36 protein-coding genes are annotated in these 20,282 nt (G+C 52.6%); 2 read left to right on the top strand and 34 right to left on the bottom strand.

The annotated features are described in order from the left end of the window. Position 1: 1 nt before the first annotated feature. The 3 genes from ACL2XO_RS04010 to ACL2XO_RS04000 all read right to left on the bottom strand — a co-directional run bounded on the left by ACL2XO_RS04010 (position 2) and on the right by ACL2XO_RS04000 (position 1,814). Positions 2 to 232, bottom strand: coding sequence for an alternative ribosome-rescue factor A (locus tag ACL2XO_RS04010; protein WP_132923636.1), 231 nt, complete (start codon positions 230 to 232; stop codon positions 2 to 4). A gap of 152 nt (positions 233 to 384) precedes the next feature. After that, positions 385 to 759, bottom strand: coding sequence for a DUF1992 domain-containing protein (locus tag ACL2XO_RS04005; protein ID WP_132923637.1), 375 nt, complete (start codon positions 757 to 759; stop codon positions 385 to 387). Positions 760 to 911: 152 nt separating this feature from the next. Next, complete coding sequence (locus ACL2XO_RS04000) at positions 912 to 1,814, bottom strand: LysR substrate-binding domain-containing protein (protein WP_413742213.1); 903 nt, start codon at positions 1,812 to 1,814, stop codon at positions 912 to 914. A 241-nt stretch (positions 1,815 to 2,055) separates the two neighbouring features. Between ACL2XO_RS04000 and ACL2XO_RS03995 the strand changes: the two genes are divergently transcribed. Further along, a complete protein-coding gene (locus tag ACL2XO_RS03995; RefSeq protein ID WP_413742212.1) occupies positions 2,056 to 3,177 on the top strand; it encodes an alkene reductase in 1,122 nt (373 codons plus the stop codon). 71 nt (positions 3,178 to 3,248) lie between these two features. On the opposite strand, the gene rplQ is transcribed toward ACL2XO_RS03995, so the two are convergent. The 28 genes from rplQ to rpsJ form a co-directional block, all read right to left on the bottom strand. Next, on the bottom strand, positions 3,249 to 3,644 hold the full coding sequence (gene rplQ / locus ACL2XO_RS03990; protein WP_132923640.1) for a 50S ribosomal protein L17: 396 nt from the start codon (positions 3,642 to 3,644) through the stop codon (positions 3,249 to 3,251). Between the two features lie 40 nt (positions 3,645 to 3,684). Then, a complete protein-coding gene (locus ACL2XO_RS03985; protein WP_132923641.1) occupies positions 3,685 to 4,674 on the bottom strand; it encodes a DNA-directed RNA polymerase subunit alpha in 990 nt (329 codons plus the stop codon). A gap of 25 nt (positions 4,675 to 4,699) precedes the next feature. Beyond that, positions 4,700 to 5,320 (bottom strand): 30S ribosomal protein S4, encoded by a 621-nt coding sequence (rpsD, locus tag ACL2XO_RS03980; protein WP_132923642.1) that lies wholly within the window; start codon positions 5,318 to 5,320, stop codon positions 4,700 to 4,702. A 30-nt stretch (positions 5,321 to 5,350) separates the two neighbouring features. After that, a complete protein-coding gene (gene rpsK / locus ACL2XO_RS03975; RefSeq protein ID WP_025420689.1) occupies positions 5,351 to 5,740 on the bottom strand; it encodes a 30S ribosomal protein S11 in 390 nt (129 codons plus the stop codon). A gap of 16 nt (positions 5,741 to 5,756) precedes the next feature. Next, a complete protein-coding gene (gene rpsM / locus ACL2XO_RS03970; RefSeq protein ID WP_132923643.1) occupies positions 5,757 to 6,113 on the bottom strand; it encodes a 30S ribosomal protein S13 in 357 nt (118 codons plus the stop codon). Positions 6,114 to 6,260: 147 nt separating this feature from the next. Then, positions 6,261 to 6,374 (bottom strand): 50S ribosomal protein L36, encoded by a 114-nt coding sequence (gene rpmJ / locus ACL2XO_RS03965; protein WP_132923644.1) that lies wholly within the window; start codon positions 6,372 to 6,374, stop codon positions 6,261 to 6,263. A 33-nt stretch (positions 6,375 to 6,407) separates the two neighbouring features. After that, positions 6,408 to 7,739: a preprotein translocase subunit SecY gene (gene secY, locus ACL2XO_RS03960; protein WP_132923645.1), complete on the bottom strand. Its 1,332-nt coding sequence runs from the start codon at positions 7,737 to 7,739 to the stop codon at positions 6,408 to 6,410. 7 nt (positions 7,740 to 7,746) lie between these two features. Next, positions 7,747 to 8,181 (bottom strand): 50S ribosomal protein L15, encoded by a 435-nt coding sequence (rplO, locus tag ACL2XO_RS03955; protein WP_132923646.1) that lies wholly within the window; start codon positions 8,179 to 8,181, stop codon positions 7,747 to 7,749. Positions 8,182 to 8,184: 3 nt separating this feature from the next. Beyond that, positions 8,185 to 8,364 carry a 50S ribosomal protein L30 gene (gene rpmD, locus ACL2XO_RS03950; protein WP_132923647.1) on the bottom strand — a complete coding sequence of 60 codons (180 nt, stop codon included), beginning with the start codon at positions 8,362 to 8,364 and terminating at the stop codon, positions 8,185 to 8,187. A 6-nt stretch (positions 8,365 to 8,370) separates the two neighbouring features. Continuing rightward, on the bottom strand, positions 8,371 to 8,874 hold the full coding sequence (gene rpsE, locus ACL2XO_RS03945; RefSeq protein WP_132923648.1) for a 30S ribosomal protein S5: 504 nt from the start codon (positions 8,872 to 8,874) through the stop codon (positions 8,371 to 8,373). 14 nt (positions 8,875 to 8,888) lie between these two features. Next, positions 8,889 to 9,242, bottom strand: coding sequence for a 50S ribosomal protein L18 (rplR, locus tag ACL2XO_RS03940; RefSeq protein WP_132923649.1), 354 nt, complete (start codon positions 9,240 to 9,242; stop codon positions 8,889 to 8,891). Between the two features lie 9 nt (positions 9,243 to 9,251). After that, complete coding sequence (gene rplF / locus ACL2XO_RS03935) at positions 9,252 to 9,785, bottom strand: 50S ribosomal protein L6 (RefSeq protein ID WP_132923650.1); 534 nt, start codon at positions 9,783 to 9,785, stop codon at positions 9,252 to 9,254. Positions 9,786 to 9,798: 13 nt separating this feature from the next. Then, complete coding sequence (rpsH, locus tag ACL2XO_RS03930) at positions 9,799 to 10,191, bottom strand: 30S ribosomal protein S8 (protein ID WP_132923651.1); 393 nt, start codon at positions 10,189 to 10,191, stop codon at positions 9,799 to 9,801. A gap of 33 nt (positions 10,192 to 10,224) precedes the next feature. After that, complete coding sequence (rpsN, locus tag ACL2XO_RS03925) at positions 10,225 to 10,530, bottom strand: 30S ribosomal protein S14 (RefSeq protein WP_132923652.1); 306 nt, start codon at positions 10,528 to 10,530, stop codon at positions 10,225 to 10,227. Positions 10,531 to 10,542: 12 nt separating this feature from the next. Beyond that, positions 10,543 to 11,082, bottom strand: coding sequence for a 50S ribosomal protein L5 (gene rplE, locus ACL2XO_RS03920; protein ID WP_132923653.1), 540 nt, complete (start codon positions 11,080 to 11,082; stop codon positions 10,543 to 10,545). A gap of 14 nt (positions 11,083 to 11,096) precedes the next feature. After that, the gene (gene rplX, locus ACL2XO_RS03915) at positions 11,097 to 11,411 is read right to left on the bottom strand and encodes a 50S ribosomal protein L24 (protein ID WP_132923654.1); all 315 of its coding nucleotides are present in this window, start codon (positions 11,409 to 11,411) and stop codon (positions 11,097 to 11,099) included. 10 nt (positions 11,412 to 11,421) lie between these two features. Then, entirely contained in the window at positions 11,422 to 11,793 is a 372-nt protein-coding gene (gene rplN, locus ACL2XO_RS03910; protein WP_132923655.1) for a 50S ribosomal protein L14, read from the bottom strand. 166 nt (positions 11,794 to 11,959) lie between these two features. Beyond that, the gene (gene rpsQ / locus ACL2XO_RS03905; RefSeq protein WP_132923656.1) at positions 11,960 to 12,214 is read right to left on the bottom strand and encodes a 30S ribosomal protein S17; all 255 of its coding nucleotides are present in this window, start codon (positions 12,212 to 12,214) and stop codon (positions 11,960 to 11,962) included. Next, positions 12,214 to 12,405: a 50S ribosomal protein L29 gene (gene rpmC, locus ACL2XO_RS03900; protein WP_132923657.1), complete on the bottom strand. Its 192-nt coding sequence runs from the start codon at positions 12,403 to 12,405 to the stop codon at positions 12,214 to 12,216. The genes rpsQ and rpmC overlap by 1 nt, the downstream gene beginning before the upstream one ends. After that, the gene (gene rplP, locus ACL2XO_RS03895; protein WP_132923658.1) at positions 12,405 to 12,815 is read right to left on the bottom strand and encodes a 50S ribosomal protein L16; all 411 of its coding nucleotides are present in this window, start codon (positions 12,813 to 12,815) and stop codon (positions 12,405 to 12,407) included. The genes rpmC and rplP overlap by 1 nt, the downstream gene beginning before the upstream one ends. A 12-nt stretch (positions 12,816 to 12,827) precedes the next feature. Next, on the bottom strand, positions 12,828 to 13,529 hold the full coding sequence (gene rpsC / locus ACL2XO_RS03890) for a 30S ribosomal protein S3 (protein WP_132923659.1): 702 nt from the start codon (positions 13,527 to 13,529) through the stop codon (positions 12,828 to 12,830). Positions 13,530 to 13,546: 17 nt separating this feature from the next. Then, complete coding sequence (rplV, locus tag ACL2XO_RS03885) at positions 13,547 to 13,879, bottom strand: 50S ribosomal protein L22 (protein WP_011412083.1); 333 nt, start codon at positions 13,877 to 13,879, stop codon at positions 13,547 to 13,549. Positions 13,880 to 13,893: 14 nt separating this feature from the next. Further along, the gene (gene rpsS / locus ACL2XO_RS03880; RefSeq protein WP_132923660.1) at positions 13,894 to 14,172 is read right to left on the bottom strand and encodes a 30S ribosomal protein S19; all 279 of its coding nucleotides are present in this window, start codon (positions 14,170 to 14,172) and stop codon (positions 13,894 to 13,896) included. A 17-nt stretch (positions 14,173 to 14,189) separates the two neighbouring features. Further along, a complete protein-coding gene (gene rplB / locus ACL2XO_RS03875; RefSeq protein WP_132923661.1) occupies positions 14,190 to 15,011 on the bottom strand; it encodes a 50S ribosomal protein L2 in 822 nt (273 codons plus the stop codon). A 17-nt stretch (positions 15,012 to 15,028) separates the two neighbouring features. Then, entirely contained in the window at positions 15,029 to 15,331 is a 303-nt protein-coding gene (rplW, locus tag ACL2XO_RS03870; RefSeq protein WP_132923662.1) for a 50S ribosomal protein L23, read from the bottom strand. Then, complete coding sequence (rplD, locus tag ACL2XO_RS03865; protein WP_132923663.1) at positions 15,328 to 15,933, bottom strand: 50S ribosomal protein L4; 606 nt, start codon at positions 15,931 to 15,933, stop codon at positions 15,328 to 15,330. The genes rplW and rplD overlap by 4 nt, the downstream gene beginning before the upstream one ends. 16 nt (positions 15,934 to 15,949) lie before the next feature. Then, positions 15,950 to 16,579, bottom strand: a complete 630-nt coding sequence (gene rplC, locus ACL2XO_RS03860; protein ID WP_132923664.1) for a 50S ribosomal protein L3 — start codon at positions 16,577 to 16,579, stop codon at positions 15,950 to 15,952. A gap of 32 nt (positions 16,580 to 16,611) precedes the next feature. Next, positions 16,612 to 16,923 carry a 30S ribosomal protein S10 gene (gene rpsJ / locus ACL2XO_RS03855; RefSeq protein ID WP_001181005.1) on the bottom strand — a complete coding sequence of 104 codons (312 nt, stop codon included), beginning with the start codon at positions 16,921 to 16,923 and terminating at the stop codon, positions 16,612 to 16,614. A 403-nt stretch (positions 16,924 to 17,326) separates the two neighbouring features. Between rpsJ and ACL2XO_RS03850 the strand changes: the two genes are divergently transcribed. Further along, positions 17,327 to 18,016 carry a prepilin peptidase gene (locus ACL2XO_RS03850; protein WP_413742211.1) on the top strand — a complete coding sequence of 230 codons (690 nt, stop codon included), beginning with the start codon at positions 17,327 to 17,329 and terminating at the stop codon, positions 18,014 to 18,016. Positions 18,017 to 18,136: 120 nt separating this feature from the next. Here ACL2XO_RS03850 and bfr read toward each other — a convergent pair whose 3' ends face one another. The 3 genes from bfr to tuf all read right to left on the bottom strand — a co-directional run bounded on the left by bfr (position 18,137) and on the right by tuf (position 20,247). Further along, complete coding sequence (gene bfr / locus ACL2XO_RS03845) at positions 18,137 to 18,616, bottom strand: bacterioferritin (protein ID WP_132923665.1); 480 nt, start codon at positions 18,614 to 18,616, stop codon at positions 18,137 to 18,139. Positions 18,617 to 18,689: 73 nt separating this feature from the next. Beyond that, positions 18,690 to 18,884 (bottom strand): bacterioferritin-associated ferredoxin, encoded by a 195-nt coding sequence (gene bfd / locus ACL2XO_RS03840; RefSeq protein ID WP_132923666.1) that lies wholly within the window; start codon positions 18,882 to 18,884, stop codon positions 18,690 to 18,692. A 178-nt stretch (positions 18,885 to 19,062) separates the two neighbouring features. After that, a complete protein-coding gene (tuf, locus tag ACL2XO_RS03835) occupies positions 19,063 to 20,247 on the bottom strand; it encodes an elongation factor Tu (RefSeq protein WP_132923667.1) in 1,185 nt (394 codons plus the stop codon). Positions 20,248 to 20,282 lie beyond the last annotated feature (35 nt).

Raw genomic sequence — 20,282 nt, 5'->3', positions numbered from 1 at the left:
ATTAGTTCGCGCGGGAATGGTATGCAGGCAGAAGGGCAGTGGTAAAATCACGTGAAATAATTTTGCCACTGCCCTCCCAATCGCGGGCCTTTGCGTTTTTTCCTTTGCGGCAATAACTGCCTTTGCCCTTGAGATTTTTTTCGCGGCGCTGGCGAAACAACGGGTCGTTGAGGAGTGCCGCCAGGGCATTGTCCTTGATGATGCCTTTGGTGTGTTGATACTTGTCAGTCATGATGTTCTCTTCCTGCTGTCTTAATGGTATGAAAAGTTAAGCCTGGCACTGGGTGCCTTTTCACTGCGGGCGCAATTATAGCAAATCGTTTTCTACGTTGCTCATTCAATCCTCTGCCGTTGATAGGCGGTAAAGCCAATCATGGCATCCCTCTATTTCCCCGTTTTACTGAAACGTCGCTGCAGCTGCGGCTGATATCCCTGATGCAGAAAATCAGTGCTCAATCCAGCCTGACGGAGCTTGATTTCCAGCAGCCTTAACCGCGCGGCGATCTCGGTATGCCTGGCGTCGCTATCTTCAATGCCCTGCAATAAATCCTTGAGCTGCAGCGCATCTTTACGGTCTTGTAATTCCGGCGGCAAATAGCCGGCATTTTTCAACAGGCGATAACCGGTGCGCAACTCCTCCGGTACGGCACTATCATCATCAAGCTGCAGGGGCCTGCCGTATCCAGGCAAATTATCAAAATCGCCGTTCTTCTGCGCTTGCTGAATATGTTGCTCGGCCCATTCATCGAATAACCACATTGTCTAAGCCACTCCTTATCTATATAGCTTGCCGGTTAAGAATAACGCATTGGGCAATCGATGATAAGAGGCACGGGAATAAGGTGCAGCATTGCCACGGTTCAATGACACCCTGGAACTGCCTGGCATTGCTTATATTGAAAGACCACCCGTCATTCACCGAATGGCTGTTTACCCAGCACGCCGGTGACATGGTCAACAAAGCAGGTGATGCGCGATGCCAGCGTCGTGTTGCGGTAGTACACCGCGTTGATGGGCTGACGCACGTCAAGGGTTTGCGTGGAGAACAATTGCACCAGCCGCCCACTCTGGCGGTCCTCGCGGGTCATGAAGTCAGAAAGGCAGGCGATGCCGAGGCCGGACAGCGCCATTTGCCTGAGTGTCTCACCGCTGGACGATGCAATCGATGGCTTGATGTGCAAGGTGACCCCGCTCGCTTCGCGCAGTGGCCAATCGTTCAGAGATTCGGGATGATTAAATCCCAGAAGAGCGTGTGTCCCGAGCTGGGCCAGCGTAGTCGGCATACCATAGCGTGTCAGATAGTCCGGACTTGCGAGCACGCGGACACGACTGCTACCGATGGGGCGTGCGTGTAGAGTAGAGTCTTTCAGGGGCCCGATGCGGAACGCCACGTCGGTACGCCTTTCGATCAAATCGATAATGCCCTCGGTGGAGTGGAGCTCCAGCTCTATGTCCGGGTAGCGGGTACGGAACCCCTCCAGCAGCGGCACGATAACGTGCAGCATGAAAGGAGTAGCCGCATCAACCCGCAGCCGTCCGGCAGGCCGCATCCGTCTTGCCGCCATTTGCTCTTCGGCTTCATCAACCGAGGCAAGGATAGTGCGCGCGTGCTGCAAAAAGTCCGTTCCCTCCTCAGTCAGCTCCAGCCGCCGCGTGGTGCGCCGCAGCAGGGTCGTCTGTAACTTTTCCTCCAAACGACTGAGCGTGCGGCTGGTAGCCGAAATGGTCAGGTCCAGCTGTTCCGCCGCTGCGGTGATTGAGCCCGTATCTACAACGGCAACAAACGCTTGTAATTCGTCTAAGGTAGTTTTCATTATTGATTTTATATCAAAAGAATTTGGCTTATACAGGGCTTAATCTACAAATGTAAACCCAGCATACTGTGACCCTTGTTCAATATCCTGAATCACAACCATACCACTTGCACTGCTTGCCGTCGTGCCGCCGGTGGATTCAGCATCGGCGTCGAGGCCCCACTCGACAACGACTGGTACCCGTTGTCCCTTTTTCCTACCCAAGCCACCGGCGCGGCTGCGCCGGTCGCGGAGACCCATCATGTCTGATATCCAAGACCCGCTGTTCCAACCCTATTTCCTGGGTGGCCTCGAACTGCCCAACCGCATCGTGATGCCGCCGATGACCCGCTCGCGCGCCAGTCAACCTGGCGACGTGCCGAACGATCTGATGGCCGCTTATTACGCGCAGCGTGCCGGAGCCGGTCTGATCGTCAGCGAAGGCACCTGGATCTCACCGCTCGGCAAAGGCTATGCATGGACGCCGGGCATCCATACGCCTGCGCAGCTCGCCGGCTGGCGCAAGGTGACCCAAGCCACGCACGCCGCGGGCGGACGCATATTCGCGCAGCTCTGGCACGTCGGCCGCCTGAGCCACATCAGCCTGCTCGAAGGGCAGTCCCCGGTATCGTCCACGGCCATCCAGGCCGAGGGCGTGAATGTCTTTGTTGCTGAAAGCGACGGTATGCCGAGCTTTGTGCCGGCATCCAAACCGCGTGCGCTCCAGGTGGAAGAAATCCACGCCATTGTCGATGAGTTCCGCCAGGCCGCACGCAACGCGATGGCCGCAGGCTTTGACGGTGTTGAACTGCACGGTGCCAACGGCTACCTGATCAACCAGTTCATCGACTCCGGCGCCAACGGCCGAAGCGATGAGTATGGCGGTTCGCTAGAGAACCGTCTGCGTTTTCTCGGCGAGGTAGCGCAAGCCCTGGTGGAGGGCACTGGCGACCAGACCCGCGTCGGTATTCGCCTGGCCCCGCTGACCACCCTCAACGGCTGCGTCGATGATGACCCAGAGACCACCTACACCGCAGCGGCAAAGCTGCTGGGCGATATCGGCGTGGGCTATATTCACATCGCCGAGGCAGATTGGGACGATGCACCTGATATGCCGACAGGTTTCAAGCAGCGGCTTCGGGAGGTGTTCCCCGGCACGCTGATTTACGCCGGCCACTACAATGCGGAGCGCGCCCGCACGGCGTTGCGTGAAGGCTGGGCGGATTTGATCGGTTTCGGCCGTCCGTTCGTGGCTAATCCCGACCTACCGCAGCGTCTGCGCACCGGAGCGCAACTCAATATGCATGACCGCGACACCCTGTTCGGCGGCGGCGCGCACGGTTTGACCGACTATCCCACGCTGGGCCTGAAGCCCGGCCAATGATGTTTCAGGCGCCCGGCGCACTAAATAAAAAACCCGGCCAAGGCCGGGTTTTGTAAGCTGACGGCTATAGATTACTCTGTAACCGCTTCCGCTGGAACTTGTGACTCTGCCGCACGATCAAGCAGTTCGATGTAAGCCATCGGCGCATTGTCACCTGCACGGAATCCACACTTTAAAATACGAGTGTAACCACCGGCACGGCTCGCAAAACGCGGTCCAAGCTCGTTAAACAGTTTTGCCACGATCTCGTTATCACGAGTACGGGCGAATGCCAGACGACGATTTGCAACGCTGTCGGTCTTGGCAAGTGTAATCAGCGGTTCAACAACACGGCGCAGCTCTTTCGCTTTTGGCAGAGTCGTCTTGATTATCTCATGACGAACCAAAGAGCCGGCCATGTTACGGAACATAGCCTGGCGATGGCTGCTGTTACGGTTCAGTTGACGACCACTCTTACGATGGCGCATGACCTTATCCTTCTCAGTAAAACCTTACCCTGTGATCGGGTTATTCATCAGCAATACTTGCCGGAGGCCAATTCTCAAGGCGCATGCCCAGAGATAACCCACGGGAAGCCAACACATCTTTAATCTCAGTGAGAGATTTTTTACCCAGGTTGGGCGTTTTAAGGAGCTCAACCTCGGTGCGCTGTACCAGATCACCGATGTAGTGGATGGCTTCTGCCTTAAGGCAGTTAGCAGAGCGGACAGTCAATTCCAGATCGTCAACCGGGCGCAGCAAGATCGGATCGAATTCTGGTTTTTCTTCTTTCACTTCCGGCTGACGTACATCACGTAAATCAACAAAAGCTTCAAGTTGTTCAGCCAGAATGGTCGCCGCGCGGCGGATCGCCTCTTCAGGATCGATCGTACCGTTGGTTTCCATTTCGATGACCAGCTTATCCAGATCGGTACGCTGTTCAACACGTGCAGCTTCAACATTGTAGGCGATCCGCTCTACAGGGCTATAGCACGCATCGACCAGCAAACGACCGATCGGGCGCTCGTCTTCTTCCGAATGAATTCGGGCAGAAGCCGGCACATAACCACGACCACGCTGAACTTTGATACGCATATTGATTGCTGCGTTCTCATCGGTCAGGTGACACAGCACATGCTGCGGCTTGACGATTTCGACATCCCCGTCATGGGTAATGTCGGCTGCGGTTACAGGGCCAATGCCAGATTTATTCAGAGTAAGGATAACGTCATCTTTACCTTGAACTCTCACCGCCAGCCCTTTCAGGTTGAGCAGAATCTCCAGGATGTCTTCCTGTACACCTTCTTTGGTGCTGTACTCGTGCAGTACACCATCAATCTCAACCTCGGTCACCGCGCAACCCGGCATCGACGAAAGCAGAATACGGCGCAGTGCGTTACCTAGAGTATGGCCAAAGCCACGCTCTAAAGGTTCAAGGGTCACCTTGGCGTGCGTCGAACTGATTTGCTCGATATCTACCAGGCGCGGTTTTAGAAACTCTGTCACAGAACCCTGCATTGTGTCCTCTCTTTGGTACTAAGCCTTACTTGGAGTAAAGCTCGACTATCAGGTGTTCATTAATGTCCGCAGACAGATCGGTACGTTCTGGAATGCGCTTGAACACCCCTTCCATCTTAGCAGCGTCAACTTCAAGCCAGGTCGGCTTTTCACGCTGTTCAGCCAGTTCCAATGAGGCACGAACACGGGATTGCTTTTTCGCTTTCTCACGGATGCTAACAACGTCATTCGGAGTAACCTGGTAAGAAGCGATGTTGACTACACGTCCGTTTACCATGATCGCCTTGTGGCTGACCAATTGACGTGATTCAGCGCGAGTGGCACCAAAACCCATACGGTAAACAACGTTGTCCAGACGGCCTTCGAGCAACTGCAACAGGTTTTCACCGGTATTGCCTTTAAGACGCGCTGCTTCTTTGTAATAGTTGCGGAATTGACGTTCCAGAACGCCGTAAATACGACGGACTTTTTGTTTTTCACGCAACTGCACCCCGTAATCGGACAGACGCGGCTTACGCGCGCCATGCTGTCCAGGGGGCTGTTCAATCTTGCCTTTGGTATCGATCGCTCGAACACCTGACTTCAGGAACAGGTCGGTGCCCTCACGACGGCTCAGCTTGAGCTTAGGACCCAAATATCTTGCCATTTTCTTTCTCCAACTAACCTAAAAGCGGCGTTATACGCGGCGCTTTTTAGGCGGACGACAACCGTTATGGGGGATCGGAGTCACATCAGTAATGTTAGTGATGCGAAAACCAGCCGCGTTTAACGCGCGAACGGTAGACTCACGGCCCGGACCAGGTCCTTTAACCATAACTTCCAGATTCTTGATGCCATACTCTTTCACTGCTTCAGCGCAGCGTTCTGCTGCAACCTGTGCGGCAAACGGAGTAGACTTACGAGAACCACGGAAACCGGAACCTCCGGCCGTCGCCCAACCCAACGCATTACCCTGACGATCGGTAATTGTTACGATGGTATTGTTGAAAGACGCATGGATATGAGCCACACCATCTGAAACTTGCTTTTTAACACGCTTGCGTGCACGAATAGGTGCCTTAGCCATTATTTAATCACCCCGATTATTTCTTGATCGGTTTACGCGGACCCTTACGGGTACGGGCGTTGGTCTTAGTACGCTGACCGCGGACTGGAAGACCACGACGATGACGCAAACCACGATAAGTACCAAGGTCCATAAGACGTTTGATACTCAGGGTAACTTCACGGCGCAAATCACCTTCGACCACAAATTTAGCCACTGCTTCACGCAGCGTGTCGATCTGCTCTTCAGACAGCTCACTGATCTTAACATGTTCAGCTATGCCCGCACTCTCACAAATAGATTGCGAACGGGTTTTACCGATACCGTAGATAGCGGTCAATGCAATCACGGCATGTTTATGATCAGGAATGTTAATGCCTGCTATACGGGCCACTATGCACTCCTAAAAATGTAAACGGCAACACCATTCTGAAAAGCCCGTTTTCAGGATACTCAAACGATGTTGCGTTGATATACAAAAGATTGGCTGGCTAATCTAGCCAGCTCAACCCAACTTTGCAAGAAAAAAATGCCGGAATTTTTAGCCTTGGCGCTGTTTATGCTTTGGCTCACTGCAAATCACACGTACGACACCGTGGCGTCTTACAATCTTGCAGTTACGACACAACTTCTTGACGGAAGCACGAACTTTCATTTTTCCTCTCCGTAACTTCGCAAGCTCACCGAATCAGCGGTTATAGCCTTTAAGGTTTGCTTTCTTCAATGCCGACTCATATTGACTTGACATCATCAGAGTCTGCACTTGAGCCATAAAGTCCATGATTACCACAACGACAATCAATAAAGATGTGCCCCCAAAGTAGAAGGGAACTTTCATTGCGTCACGCATGAACTCCGGGATAAGGCAGATAAAAGTAATATACATTGCCCCGACCAGGGTCAGACGGGTCATTACTTTATCTATATATTTAGCCGTTTGCTCTCCCGGACGAATGCCTGGTACAAATGCACCGGACTTCTTCAGGTTATCTGCTGTCTCGCGCGGGTTAAACACCAATGCCGTGTAAAAGAAACAGAAGAATATGATTGCAGACGCATAGAGTAACACATAAAGCGGTTGACCAGGCTGCAAATACAATGAAATAGCTGTCAGCCAACCCCAACCGGTACCGCCGCCGAACCAAGATGCAATCGTGGCCGGAAACAGAATGATGCTGGAAGCGAAAATCGCCGGGATTACACCGGCCATATTCACCTTCAACGGCAAATGTGTACTTTGTGCCGCATAAACACGACGCCCTTGCTGACGTTTGGCATAGTTAACGACAATACGCCGCTGGCCACGCTCGACAAATACAACAAAAAACGTCACTGCAAATACGAGAACCACAATCAATAGCAACACGAGGAAGTGCATGTCGCCTTGTCGAGCTTGCTCAATGGTATGGCCGATGGCCGGCGGGAGACCCGCAACGATACCGGCAAAGATAATGATGGAGATACCGTTACCGATACCCCGTTCAGTTATCTGCTCGCCCAACCACATCAGGAACATTGTCCCGGTGACCAGGCTCACGACAGCGGTAAAGTAAAACGCGAAGCCCGGATTATAAACCAGGCCTTGCATCCCGGGCATATTCGGTAAACCGGTAGCAATACCGATCGACTGGAATATCCCCAATACCAACGTGCCATAGCGGGTGTACTGGCTTATCTTGCGACGGCCAGCCTCACCTTCTTTTTTTATCTCCGCCAGCGCCGGGTGAACCACAGTCAGCAGCTGTATGATGATCGATGCCGAAATATACGGCATGATCCCCAACGCGAAGATAGAAGCACGGCTGAGCGCGCCACCAGAGAACATGTTGAACATTTCAATGATGGTGCCTCTTTGCTGTTCGAGCAATTTCGCAAGCACAGCGGCATCGATACCAGGAATCGGAATAAAAGAGCCGATACGGAAGACAATCAGAGCGCCGACCACAAACAAAAGCCTGCGTCGCAATTCGCCTAATCCGCCTTTAGCACTTTGAAAGTCTAATCCTGGTTGTTTGGCCATCTGCTACTTATTCCTCAATTTTACCGCCGGCGGCTTCGATTGCAGCACGAGCGCCTTTGGTGACACGCAGACCGCGCAGGGTTACTGCGCGATTGATTTCGCCGGAAAGCATGACTTTCGCGAACTCAATCTGGGTGCCAACAACGTTAGCGGCTTTAAGCGTATTCAGATCGATAACCTCACCGTCTACCTTCGCCAGCTCGGACAGGCGAATTTCCGCCGTAATTGCTGCTTTGCGCGAAGTGAAGCCGAATTTCGGCAGACGACGGTACAATGGCATCTGGCCGCCTTCGAAACCGCGACGCACGCCACCGCCAGAACGAGATTTCTGACCTTTGACACCGCGTCCGCCGGTTTTACCCAGACCGGAACCGATGCCACGGCCAACACGCCTTGGCGCGTGTTTGGAACCCTCAGCCGGAGACAGAGTATTTAAGCGCATCTCTTACTCCTCAACTTTGACCATGTAGGAAACCAAATTGACCATACCGCGAATCGCAGGAGTATCCTCGCGCTCAACGGTGTGACCAATGCGACGCAGGCCCAAGCCAACCAGAGTTGCCCTGTGTTTCGGCAGACGACCGATGGAACTGCGAGTCTGTGTTATTTTAATAGTCTGTGCCATGGTCAATTACCCCAGAATTTCTTCAACGGATTTACCACGCTTGGCAGCGACCATTTCGGGAGACTTCATGTTAGCGAGCGCATCGATAGTTGCACGAACCACGTTAATCGGGTTGGTGGAACCATATGTTTTTGCTAACACGTTGTGAACTCCTGCGACTTCAAGGACGGCGCGCATAGCACCACCGGCGATAATACCGGTACCTTGGGAAGCCGGCTGCATGAACACACGCGACCCCGTGTGAGCACCTTTGACAGGATGCTGCAGGGTGCCGCTGTTCAGCGCGACATTCAACATATTGCGACGGGCTTTTTCCATCGCTTTCTGGATTGCTGCCGGAACTTCGCGTGCCTTGCCGTAACCAAAACCTACGCGACCGTTACCGTCACCGACAACTGTCAGAGCGGTAAAACTGAAAATACGGCCACCTTTTACGGTTTTGGATACGCGATTTACCGCGATCAGCTTTTCCTGCAGTTCGCCAGCTTGCTTCTCAGTGTGTTGTGACATCTTACACCCCTACCTTAGAACTGAAGGCCAGCTTCACGGGCAGCATCTGCCAGTGCCTGGACACGACCATGATATTGGAATCCGGAACGATCAAAGGCCACAACCTTGATGCCTTTTTCCAAAGCGCGTTCGGCGATGGTTTTACCCACGGCGCTGGCGGCGTCTTTGTTACCGGTACCCTTTAATTGCTCCGCGATGGCTTTTTCTAAAGTAGAAGCGGCCACCAATACTTCAGCACCATTCGGGGCAATGACCTGCGCATAAATATGGCGCGGGGTACGATGTATAACCAGGCGAGTTGCGCCCAGTTCGTGGAGCTTGCGGCGTGCGCGGGTCGCACGACGGATACGAGCTGCTTTCTTATCCATAGTGTTACCTTACTTTTTCTTAGCCTCTTTGGTACGCACGACTTCGTCGGCGTAACGGACACCCTTGCCTTTGTAGGGCTCAGGACGACGATAGGCCCGCAAATCAGCCGCGATCTGCCCAACAGCCTGCTTATCAGCGCCTTTCAGCACGATTTCAGTCTGGCTTGGACATTCAGCGGTGATGCCTGCCGGTAAAACATGGTCAATGGGGTGTGAATAGCCAAGGGCCAAATTCACCACATTGCCTTTTACCGCGGCGCGATAACCTACGCCTACCAGCTGCAGCTTCTTGGTGAAGCCTTCAGTAACACCGACAATCATTGCATGCAACAGTGCACGGGTCGTACCCGCCAGGGCCCAACCGTTCGCTTCGCCTTCACGGGGCAGAAACGTCAGGTTATTGTCCGCATAGTTGACATGAACTGCGTCGTGGATAGTACGGCTCAGCTCGCCGTTTTTACCTTTGATCGTAATGTTCTGACCGTCGAGTTTTATCTCTACGCCGGCAGGAACTACGACATGTGCTTTTGCAACACGAGACATGTTTTCCTCCCGATTAAGCTACGTAGCAGATAATCTCGCCACCAAGACCAGCCTGGCGAGCCGCACGATCAGTCATGACACCTTTAGAGGTGGAAACAACCGCGATACCCAAACCGGCCATAACTTTCGGCAGCGCATCTTTTTTCTTATAGATACGCAGACCAGGGCGGCTGATACGCTGAATGGTTTCTACCACCGGCTTACCTTGGAAGTACTTGAGTTCAAGTTCCAATGTAGGCTTGGTGTCGCCTTCAATTTTATAATCTTCAATAAAGCCTTCTTCTTTCAGCAAATGGGCGATTGCCACTTTAAGCTTGGAGGAAGGCATGGAGACCGCTGTTTTGTTAGCGGTTTGACCGTTGCGGATACGGGTCAGCATATCCGCGATCGGATCTTGCATGCTCATCTGTCTTTACTCCCGTGATTCAATTGGTGACAATTACCAGCTAGCCTTTCTCAGACCCGGGATCTCGCCACGCATGGCAGTTTCACGGACCTTGATACGGCTCAACCCGAATTTCCGCAGGAAAGCGTGCGGACGACCAGTTTGGCGGCAGCGGTTACGCTGACGAGACGGGCTGGAATCACGCGGCAGAGTCTGCAGCTTGAGAACCGCATCCCAACGCTCTTCATCAGAAGAAGTCACGCTCGAGATGATGGTTTTAAGTTCAGCGCGTTTTGCGAAGTATTTTTCAGCTAATTTCACGCGCTTGACTTCGCGTGCTTTCATGGATTGCTTAGCCATTAGAACCCTGCCTTACTTGCGGAATGGGAAGTTAAAGGCGTCCAATAGTGCACGACCTTCATCATCGGATTTCGCAGTAGTGGTGATGGTAATATCCAAACCACGAACGCGATCGACTTTGTCATAATCGATTTCCGGGAAGATGATCTGCTCACGCACGCCCATGCTGTAGTTGCCACGGCCATCGAATGACTTGGTGGACAGGCCACGGAAGTCACGGATACGCGGCACAGCAATGGTTATCAGTCGCTCAAAGAACTCCCACATGCGTTCACCACGCAGGGTTACTTTACAGCCGATCGGATAGCCCTGACGGATTTTGAAGCCCGCAACGGATCTGCGCGCCTTGGTGATAAGCGGTTTTTGACCTGAAATCGCTGCTAAATCGTTGGCAGCATTATCCAGCAATTTTTTATCAGCAATCGCTTCACCCACACCCATGTTCAGGGTGATCTTCTCGACCCGAGGGACTTGCATGACAGAATGATAGTCGAATTCTTTCATTAACTTCTCGACCACTTCGTCTTTGTAGTAATCATGCAGTTTCGCCATCGTACTACTCCAAGTTACTTAATAGTTTCGCCGTTAGATTTGAAAATACGGACTTTTTTGCCGTCTTCAATCTTAAAGCCTACACGGTCCGCCTTGTTGGCAGCCCCGTTGAAGATGGCAATGTTGGAAAGCTGAATTGCCGCTTCCTGTTCAACGATGCCGCCCGGCTGGTTCGTAGCCGGAACTGGTTTTTGATGTTTCTTAACCAGGTTTATACCTTCAACAATGGCCTTGCCCGTAGACAGAACATTCTTTACTTTACCGCGCTTACCTTTATCTTTGCCGGTCAGCACGATAACTTCGTCATCACGACGGATTTTCGCTGCCATGATTCGCTCCTTAAAGTACTTCAGGTGCCAGAGAAATAATTTTCATGAACTTTTCGGTACGCAGTTCACGAGTCACCGGCCCAAAAATACGCGTACCGATAGGTTGCTCACTATTGTTATTCAACAAAACACAAGCATTACCATCGAAGCGAACGACAGAACCGTCAGGGCGACGGACACCCTTCTTGGTGCGCACCACTACCGCCTTCAGGACATCACCTTTTTTTACTTTGCCACGCGGAATTGCTTCCTTGATGGTAATTTTGATGATGTCGCCGACGCCTGCGTAGCGACGGTGCGAGCCACCTAGAACCTTGATACACATTACGCGACGCGCGCCGGAGTTGTCGGCCACGTTCAGCATAGTCTGTTCTTGGATCATGTTAGTGCTCCGCTAATGTCAACTACAACTTAAGGACCTATTACAGGTCGTTAAAAAAACCCCATAATACAGGGCGCAGCATTATAACACCGCACCTAGGATATGGGTAGAAAAAATAAACGGCCCCTAGTCCGAGCCGTTTACCTTTTTGAGGGCGCTTACTGTATTACAGAATCGCTTTCTCTACAACGCGAACAAGTGTCCAAGACTTGGTCTTGGAAATCGGACGGCATTCGCTGATTTCAACGATGTCGCCGATTGCGCTCACATTGGTCTCGTCGTGTACGTGCAGCTTGGTCGTGCGCTTGATGAATTTGCCGTAAATCGGGTGTTTCACAAAACGTTCGATGGCAACAACGATGGATTTCTCCATTTTGTCGCTGACCACACGACCTTGCAGAGTACGGATCTTGTCACTCATTACGCACCCGCCTTCTCAGTCAATAAGGTTTTCACGCGCGCAACATTGCGACGCACTTGCAACAACAGATGAGACTGTTGCAGTTGCCCGCTTGCCGCCTGCATGCGCAGGTTAAACTGCTCACGCAGCAGATTCAGCAGCTCGGCGTTCAACTCTTCAACGCTTTTTTCACGCAGCTCTTTTGCTTTCATTACATCACCGTCTTAGTTACAAAGGTGGTTTTAATCGGCAGTTTCGCTGCTGCCAGCTGAAATGCTTCGCGGGCAACTTCTTCCGGAACACCGTCCATTTCATACAGGACTTTACCCGGTTGAATCAAGGCAACCCAATACTCTACGTTACCTTTACCTTTACCCATACGCACTTCAAGCGGCTTTTCGGTGATCGGTTTGTCCGGGAAAATACGGATCCAGATCTTACCTTGACGCTTAACTGCACGCGTCATTGCACGACGCGCAGCTTCGATTTGACGAGCAGTCAGACGACCACGGCCAACAGCTTTCAGACCGAAAGTACCGAAGCTAATATCCGTGCCCGCAGCCAGACCACGGTTACGGCCTTTGTGCATCTTACGGAATTTTGTACGCTTTGGTTGTAACATCAGCGACTCTCCTTACTTGCGGCCTTTACGCTGCTGCTTTTTAGGTCGAGCAGCCGGAATTTCCGGTTGTTCAACGGCAGCCATACCACCCAGAATCTCACCTTTGAAGATCCACACTTTTACGCCGATGACACCATAAGTGGTGCGCGCTTCGGAGGTGTTGTAGTCGATATCCGCACGCAGCGTATGCAACGGAACACGACCTTCACGGTACCATTCGGTACGTGCGATTTCAGCACCGCCGAGACGGCCGCTGACTTCCACCTTGATCCCTTTGGCGCCCAGACGCATGGCGTTCTGTACGGCACGCTTCATAGCCCGACGGAACATGACACGACGTTTCAGCTGTGAAGAGATGCTGTCAGCCACCAATTTGGCGTCCAGTTCCGGTTTACGGATTTCGGCAATAATAATCTGCGCCGGTACGCCGGCTATATCAGCCACGACCTTCCGCAGTTTTTCTACGTCTTCACCTTTCTGGCCGATAACGATGCCCGGACGAGCGGTGTGAATAGTCACACGGATGCTTTTGGCCGGACGCTCGATAACGATGCGAGAAACGGAAGCCTTCTCCAGTTCCTTGGTCAGGAATTGGCGAACTTTAAAATCGCTGTCCAGGTTATCAGCGAATTCTTTGGTATTCGCGTACCAGGTAGAGTTCCAAGGTTTGACAATACCCAGGCGAATACCATTAGGATGTACTTTCTGACCCATTGCTAGTCTCCAGAGTCTCAGCGATCGGACACAACCACAGTGATGTGGCTGGTGCGCTTCAGGATGCGATCCGCCCGACCTTTTGCACGAGGCATGATACGCTTCATGCTGGGGCCGGCGTCGACGAAAATCTTCGCGACTTTCAGATCATCGATATCTGCGCCATCGTTGTGTTCAGCGTTAGCAATGGCAGACTCCAGTACTTTTTTAACCAGGCCAGCAGCTTTCTTGTTGGTGTAGGTCAAAACTTCCAGAGCTTGCGACACTTTCTTACCGCGGATCAGGTCAGCCACCAGGCGAACCTTCTGAGCAGAAGAACGAGCGTGGCGATGTTGAGCGATAGTTTCCATCTCTTCCTCCTACCTTAGCGTTTTTTAGCCTTTCTATCGGCCGCATGACCGCGATAAGTACGCGTCGGCGCGAATTCACCCAGTTTATGACCGACCATTTCATCGGAAACAAACACCGGTACGTGCTGACGACCATTATGGACAGCGATGGTCAAACCGATCATTGTTGGAAAGATCGTTGAACGACGGGACCAAGTGCGTATAGGCTTCTTGTCACCGCTTTCCACCGCTTTCTCTACCTTCTTCAGCAAGTGCAGGTCTATGAATGGACCTTTCTTGAGAGAACGTGGCATGGCTTATCCTCTAATAATTATTTACTACGGCGACGTACGATGAACTTATCAGTACGCTTATTACTGCGGGTCTTCTTACCTTTGGTCTGCAGGCCCCACGGACTGACCGGATGCTTACCAAAGTTACGACCTTCACCACCACCATGCGGGTGATCCACCGGGTTCATCGCCGTACCGCGAACGGTCGGACGAATACCGCGCCAACGTGTTGCACCGGCTTTACCCAGTACTCGCAACATGTGTTCGGCATTACCTACTTCACCCATGGTCGCCCGGCATTCAGACTGTACCTTGCGCATTTCGCCGGAGCGAAGACGCAGCGTGACATAAGCGCCGTCACGAGCAACGATCTGAACATAGGCGCCGGCTGAACGTGCCAATTGACCGCCTTTACCCGGTTTCATTTCCACATTATGGACAGTGGAACCCACCGGAATATTGCGCATCGGCAGCGTGTTGCCGGCTTTGATGGCCGCATCGACGCCAGATTGTATTTGATCGCCGGCTTTCAGGCCTTTCGGCGCCAGCACGTAACGACGTTCACCGTCTTTGTATAAAACCAAGGCGATGTTGGCGGAACGGTTCGGATCATATTCCAGGCGCTCTACGATTGCCGGGATACCGTCTTTATCACGTTTAAAGTCGACAATACGGTACTGTTGTTTATGACCACCACCGATATGGCGCGTAGTGATACGGCCATTGTTGTTACGTCCACCGGATTTAGTGAGTTTTTCCACCAACGGGCCGTAAGGCTTGCCCTTGTGCAGCTCAGGGTTGACCACTTTAACTACGTGGCGACGACCCGGAGATGTCGGTTTACATTTAACAATTGCCATTGTTCTTCTCCTCCGACTTACTCTGCGCCGCCGATGAAGTCCATGTTCTGGCCTTCTTTCAGGGTGACGTAAGCTTTTTTCCAGTCACTACGACGACCGATACGCTGTCCATGACGCTTCGTTTTCCCTTTAACGACCAGGGTGCGAACATCAGTGACTTCGACTTCAAACAGTTTGTGCACGGCGGCTTTTATTTCTGCTTTGGTCGCTTCAATAGCTACCTTGAGAACGATGGTGTTGTGCTTTTCCATCGCTGCAGACGCTTTTTCAGAAACGTGCGGCGCGCGCAATACTTTCAGCAAACGTTCTTCACGAATCATGCCAGCATCTCCTCAACTTGCTTCACAGCGTCAGCCGTCATAACGACTTTGTCGAAGGCGATCAAGCTAACCGGATCGATACCTGCGACATCGCGAACGTCTACTTTGTAGAGGTTGCGCGCGGCCAGGAACAGATTTTCATCGAGTTCGCCGGTAATGATCAGCACATCCGTGAGCGACATGTCTTTCAGTTTCTGAACCAGCAGCCTGGTTTTAGGCGCTTCGACAGAAAATGATTCAACAACAATCAGACGTTCTTGACGCACCAGTTCCGACAGGATGCTTTTCAGCGCCCCACGGTACATTTTCTTGTTAACCTTTTGACTGTGATCCTGCGGCTTGGCTGCAAAAGTCACGCCACCGGAACGCCAGATCGGGCTTGCGATATCACCTGAACGTGCGCGGCCGGTACCTTTCTGACGCCAGGGTTTTTTACCGGAACCAGTTACTTCGGCACGGGTCTTCTGAGCGCGAGTACCTTGACGGGCACCTGCTGCGTAAGCAACAACAACCTGGTGTACCAGCGCTTCATTGAAGTCACGCCCGAAGGTAGTTTCGGAAACAGTCAGCGCGCTTTGCGCGTCTTTCAATACCAATTCCATTCCTATCTCCTCGACGTTACGCCTTGACAGCCGGTTTAACGATCAGGTCACCGCCGGTAGCTCCCGGGACGGCACCTTTGACCAGCAGCAGGTTGCGCTCAACGTCAACACGCACTACGTCCAGGCTGAGAACGGTGACGCGCTCATTGCCCATCTGACCTGCCATTTTCTTGCCCTTGAATACTTTACCCGGCGTCTGGTTCATACCGATTGAACCATGGCCGCGGTGGGACAAGGAGTTACCATGGGTAGCATCCTGGGTACGGAAGTTCCAGCGCTTGGTCACGCCTGCGAATCCTTTACCTTTGGAGGTACCGGTAACGTCTACTTTTTTAACATCGGCAAACAGTTCAACGCTGATGCTTTGACCGGCGGCAATATCTTCAACGTCTTCGACGCGGAATTCCCACAGGCCGCGGCCGGCTTCTACACCAGCCTTGGCAAAGTGGCCGGCTTCAGGCTTGGTGACACGGTTGGCTTTTTTAGTGCCTGTCGTGACCTGAATAGCGCGATATCCGTCGTTGTCCAGATCTTTGACCTGGGTAACGCGGTTTGCTTCGATTTCGATAACGGTTACCGGGATAGAAACGCCATCTTCGGTGAAGATGCGAGTCATGCCCACTTTACGACCGACTAAACCCTTCATTGTTTCAACCTCTCAATCGTTTGGTGACCTGATTAACCCAGGCTGATCTGCACATCAACACCAGCAGCCAGGTCCAGACGCATCAGCGCATCAACGGTTTTTTCGGTTGGCTCAACGATGTCAACCAGACGCTTGTGAGTGCGGATTTCGTATTGATCGCGCGCATCTTTATTGACGTGCGGAGAAATCAGAACGGTAAAGCGCTCTTTGCGGGTCGGCAGCGGGATCGGACCCCGTACCTGAGCACCGGTACGTTTGGCAGTCTCGACGATTTCCGCGGTTGATTGATCGATCAAACGATGATCAAACGCTTTCAAACGGATACGGATTCTTTGGTTCTGCATGAGACCAGAGCTCCAATTATTTATAAACGCAGAAAATTACTCCTCGCACCCATTTCGATTGATGGGGGAGTGTAATCGTTCAGTATTATCCCCATATCGGGGATGTTGTGTGCTGACTTGCCATTTCCACACCCCCCTTTCTTTTGGCGGATGCGTCTGTGGTGCCAGCGCGAACTCAACGTAACATTGAGCCGGCTTATTCCTTACTTATGCGAGATAAGCCCGCGCATTATACGCAAATACGCTCAGGAAGCAAGCGGGATATGGCCATGCGAAGTGAATTCCATTACTGTCAAGACCATTTGGCATAGCGGGAAGGATATTGCATGCTTCACTGCGTGAGAATTATGCGCCCGATAAAAGCGCATAACCATGAAAACCGCAACCAGGGAGGGTAAAAATAGTGGCGCAGTGGCTGTTTATCGCCCCTGTCGCGCTGTATGGCGTGATAATGGGGCATCTGACCGGGCGTATCCTGCAATCGATGCCGGCATGGGCATTTTCCGCCGGCGCGCGGGGCGTCGGTTACGGCTCGCCGGCATACCGGCGGCCGGATTTGGGGCGGAACCGCCCACGTGATTCATACGCCGGCTCATACGGCTGTGAAAGCAGTTGTGCCCTGGTGTTCACCGCCATGCTAATTATCGGCGGGCCCGGGATGAATCTTCCCGTCGGGCTGCTCTTTGGCTGGTTTTTGCTGACACTCAGCTGGGTCGACGCCCTTACCCTGCTGTTGCCGGACCGGCTGAACGGCCCGCTTCTGGCCTGCGGGCTCGCAAGCCACGTCACTGCATGGGATGGGGCAGATGCGTTCAAGAACGGGCTGCTTGGGGCGATATGCGGCGCTATGGCGCTCTGGGGTGTTAAACGCCTGTTTCGGCGGGTAAAGGGTTATGAGGGTCTAGGGGGCGGCGATATTAAGCTGCTGGCTGCCCTTGGTGCCTGGCTGGGGTGGCAGGCGTTGCCGGGATTATGCTGCTACGCGGCGTTAAGCGGACTGGCCGTCTGTGCCGTAAGCGGAAGCACACAGGGGAAAATCCCCTTCGGCCCATGCCTGGCGTTGGCCGGCTGGGTGATATACATCAGTCCGTAGAAAATCCTGCTACGAACTGATGCGGCTTGCGGACGGGTTTATTATGAATCTTCGTATTTATACGACAGTTTAGAACCGTGCCGGTAAAAGTACCGGCGAAGTATCATCCAGGCTCGCTCGTTATTGCGCAGCATCTTTCAACTGGGATTGGAGGTAATTTTGCGCGCCGATGCGGCCGATCAGTTCCAGCTCGGTTTCAAGAAAATCAATATGTTCTTCTTCATCCGTGAGAATTTCGATGAGCATATCGCGGCTCACATAATCCCGAACGCTATCGGCATAATTGATGCCTTCACGGAGATCCTGGGCCCCTTGCAGTTCAAGGTTAAGATCCGAGCGCAGCATTTCTTCCACATCCTGGCCGATGTTAAGCGGGCCTAGGTCCTGCAGATTCGGCAGCCCTTCCAGGAAAAGTATGCGTTCGATATAACGATCGGCATGCTTCATTTCATCAATGGATTCGTGATATTCGACGTCGTTTAGCCGCATCAGACCCCAATTTTTGAACATCCGTGCATGCAGGAAATACTGATTGATGGCAACCAGCTCGTTGCCGAGCAGTTTATTGAGATGGGTTATTACTTGGGCATCGCCTTTCATAGTGCACTCCTCCGTTACGGTTAAGTACAGAATATAACCGGAGCAGAGTAAATCAAGGTAATAACCCTACTAATTAAGCAATTTTTTCATAACTCATAATGATCTGTAGTTCATCTTCCATGATGACCCGCGCCTTGCAGGTGCACTTACCGCATTTGGTGCCTACCGGAACAATCTGTTTAAGCTCTTGAAGCGACACGGGTTGGTACTGTCTGACAGCATCACGGATGGCTTCGTCACTTACCGCATTACATAAACAAACGTACATTTGCGTCTTCTCTAAACCAACTTGCGAATAATTTAAATGAGAACGCTTGTCATTTCAATAGGTGAATTATAATTGTTTTGTAAATTTGAGGTATTCCATAGGGTTAATATCAAATGAAAAGAAATAAAAAGGGCGCCGAAGCGCCCTTTCTTTGCCAGACTCCAGGAAGATGGAAGTCTTAAGCGATAACCTTGGCTACCACGCCGGCGCCAACGGTACGGCCGCCTTCGCGAATAGCGAAACGCAAGCCGTCGTCCATGGCGATAGGGGCAATCAGGTTTACAACCATCTTGATGTTGTCGCCAGGCATCACCATTTCCACGCCTTCCGGCAGTTCGATGGTTCCGGTCACGTCAGTGGTACGGAAGTAGAACTGAGGACGGTAGCCTTTGAAGAACGGCGTATGGCGGCCGCCTTCATCTTTGCTCAGAATATAGACTTCTGATTCGAACTGGGTATGCGGATGGATGGTACCCGGTTTAGCCAGTACCTGGCCGCGTTCAACTTCATCACGTTTGGTACCGCGCAGCAGCACGCCCACGTTTTCACCGGCACGGCCTTCATCCAGCAGTTTACGGAACATTTCAACGCCGGTGCAGGTGGTTTTCACGGTCGGTTTGATGCCGACGATTTCAACTTCTTCACCTACTTTCACCACGCCGCGTTCCACACGACCGGTTACCACGGTGCCGCGGCCGGAGATGGAGAATACGTCTTCGATCGGCAGCAGGAACGGCTTGTCAATGGCGCGAACCGGTTCCGGGATGTAGGTGTCCAGCGCTTCGGCCAGTTCCAGGATCTTGGAGGTCCAGGCTTCGTCGCCTTCCAGCGCTTTCAGGGCGGAACCGCGGATTACCGGCGTGTCGTCGCCCGGGAAATCGTACTGCGACAGCAGTTCGCGTACTTCCATTTCAACCAGTTCCAGCAGCTCTTCGTCATCCACCATGTCGCATTTGTTCATGAAGACGATGATGTAAGGCACGCCTACCTGGCGAGCCAGCAGGATGTGCTCGCGGGTCTGCGGCATCGGGCCGTCGGTTGCCGCTACCACCAGGATCGCGCCGTCCATCTGGGCTGCACCGGTGATCATGTTTTTCACGTAGTCGGCATGCCCGGGGCAGTCAACGTGCGCGTAGTGGCGGGACGGGGTATCGTATTCAACGTGAGAGGTGTTGATGGTGATACCACGGGCCTTTTCTTCCGGCGCGTTGTCGATCTGATCGAAGGCGCGGGCGCTGCCGCCGTAGGCTTTAGCCAATACGGTGGTGATGGCGGCGGTCAGGGTCGTTTTACCATGGTCAACGTGGCCGATGGTGCCGACGTTAACGTGCGGTTTTGTACGTTGAAACTTTTCTTTAGACACGGCTATATTCCTTACTCTTATGCTCTCACCTTAAG

The organism is Sodalis sp. RH15, from assembly GCF_047324255.1.
In the GTDB taxonomy this organism is placed as follows: Bacteria; Pseudomonadota; Gammaproteobacteria; order Enterobacterales; family Enterobacteriaceae; genus Acerihabitans; species Acerihabitans ligni.
Note: the sequence above shows the minus strand (reverse complement) of the source record. Positions and strands in the feature narration are given on the sequence as shown.

Coding starts and splice junctions, on each gene's coding strand:
- ACL2XO_RS04010 (WP_132923636.1), bottom strand. CDS start 232: ATGACTGACAAGTATCAACACACCAAAGGCATCATCAAGGACAATGCC.
- ACL2XO_RS04005 (WP_132923637.1), bottom strand. CDS start 759: ATGTGGTTATTCGATGAATGGGCCGAGCAACATATTCAGCAAGCGCAG.
- ACL2XO_RS04000 (WP_413742213.1), bottom strand. CDS start 1,814: ATGAAAACTACCTTAGACGAATTACAAGCGTTTGTTGCCGTTGTAGAT.
- ACL2XO_RS03995 (WP_413742212.1), top strand. CDS start 2,056: ATGTCTGATATCCAAGACCCGCTGTTCCAACCCTATTTCCTGGGTGGC.
- rplQ (WP_132923640.1), bottom strand. CDS start 3,644: ATGCGCCATCGTAAGAGTGGTCGTCAACTGAACCGTAACAGCAGCCAT.
- ACL2XO_RS03985 (WP_132923641.1), bottom strand. CDS start 4,674: ATGCAGGGTTCTGTGACAGAGTTTCTAAAACCGCGCCTGGTAGATATC.
- rpsD (WP_132923642.1), bottom strand. CDS start 5,320: ATGGCAAGATATTTGGGTCCTAAGCTCAAGCTGAGCCGTCGTGAGGGC.
- rpsK (WP_025420689.1), bottom strand. CDS start 5,740: ATGGCTAAGGCACCTATTCGTGCACGCAAGCGTGTTAAAAAGCAAGTT.
- rpmJ (WP_132923644.1), bottom strand. CDS start 6,374: ATGAAAGTTCGTGCTTCCGTCAAGAAGTTGTGTCGTAACTGCAAGATT.
- secY (WP_132923645.1), bottom strand. CDS start 7,739: ATGGCCAAACAACCAGGATTAGACTTTCAAAGTGCTAAAGGCGGATTA.
- rplO (WP_132923646.1), bottom strand. CDS start 8,181: ATGCGCTTAAATACTCTGTCTCCGGCTGAGGGTTCCAAACACGCGCCA.
- rpmD (WP_132923647.1), bottom strand. CDS start 8,364: ATGGCACAGACTATTAAAATAACACAGACTCGCAGTTCCATCGGTCGT.
- rpsE (WP_132923648.1), bottom strand. CDS start 8,874: ATGTCACAACACACTGAGAAGCAAGCTGGCGAACTGCAGGAAAAGCTG.
- rplR (WP_132923649.1), bottom strand. CDS start 9,242: ATGGATAAGAAAGCAGCTCGTATCCGTCGTGCGACCCGCGCACGCCGC.
- rplF (WP_132923650.1), bottom strand. CDS start 9,785: ATGTCTCGTGTTGCAAAAGCACATGTCGTAGTTCCTGCCGGCGTAGAG.
- rpsH (WP_132923651.1), bottom strand. CDS start 10,191: ATGAGCATGCAAGATCCGATCGCGGATATGCTGACCCGTATCCGCAAC.
- rpsN (WP_132923652.1), bottom strand. CDS start 10,530: ATGGCTAAGCAATCCATGAAAGCACGCGAAGTCAAGCGCGTGAAATTA.
- rplE (WP_132923653.1), bottom strand. CDS start 11,082: ATGGCGAAACTGCATGATTACTACAAAGACGAAGTGGTCGAGAAGTTA.
- rplX (WP_132923654.1), bottom strand. CDS start 11,411: ATGGCAGCGAAAATCCGTCGTGATGACGAAGTTATCGTGCTGACCGGC.
- rplN (WP_132923655.1), bottom strand. CDS start 11,793: ATGATCCAAGAACAGACTATGCTGAACGTGGCCGACAACTCCGGCGCG.
- rpsQ (WP_132923656.1), bottom strand. CDS start 12,214: ATGAGTGACAAGATCCGTACTCTGCAAGGTCGTGTGGTCAGCGACAAA.
- rpmC (WP_132923657.1), bottom strand. CDS start 12,405: ATGAAAGCAAAAGAGCTGCGTGAAAAAAGCGTTGAAGAGTTGAACGCC.
- rplP (WP_132923658.1), bottom strand. CDS start 12,815: ATGTTACAACCAAAGCGTACAAAATTCCGTAAGATGCACAAAGGCCGT.
- rpsC (WP_132923659.1), bottom strand. CDS start 13,529: ATGGGTCAGAAAGTACATCCTAATGGTATTCGCCTGGGTATTGTCAAA.
- rplV (WP_011412083.1), bottom strand. CDS start 13,879: ATGGAAACTATCGCTCAACATCGCCACGCTCGTTCTTCTGCTCAGAAG.
- rpsS (WP_132923660.1), bottom strand. CDS start 14,172: ATGCCACGTTCTCTCAAGAAAGGTCCATTCATAGACCTGCACTTGCTG.
- rplB (WP_132923661.1), bottom strand. CDS start 15,011: ATGGCAATTGTTAAATGTAAACCGACATCTCCGGGTCGTCGCCACGTA.
- rplW (WP_132923662.1), bottom strand. CDS start 15,331: ATGATTCGTGAAGAACGTTTGCTGAAAGTATTGCGCGCGCCGCACGTT.
- rplD (WP_132923663.1), bottom strand. CDS start 15,933: ATGGAATTGGTATTGAAAGACGCGCAAAGCGCGCTGACTGTTTCCGAA.
- rplC (WP_132923664.1), bottom strand. CDS start 16,579: ATGAAGGGTTTAGTCGGTCGTAAAGTGGGCATGACTCGCATCTTCACC.
- rpsJ (WP_001181005.1), bottom strand. CDS start 16,923: ATGCAGAACCAAAGAATCCGTATCCGTTTGAAAGCGTTTGATCATCGT.
- bfr (WP_132923665.1), bottom strand. CDS start 18,616: ATGAAAGGCGATGCCCAAGTAATAACCCATCTCAATAAACTGCTCGGC.
- bfd (WP_132923666.1), bottom strand. CDS start 18,884: ATGTACGTTTGTTTATGTAATGCGGTAAGTGACGAAGCCATCCGTGAT.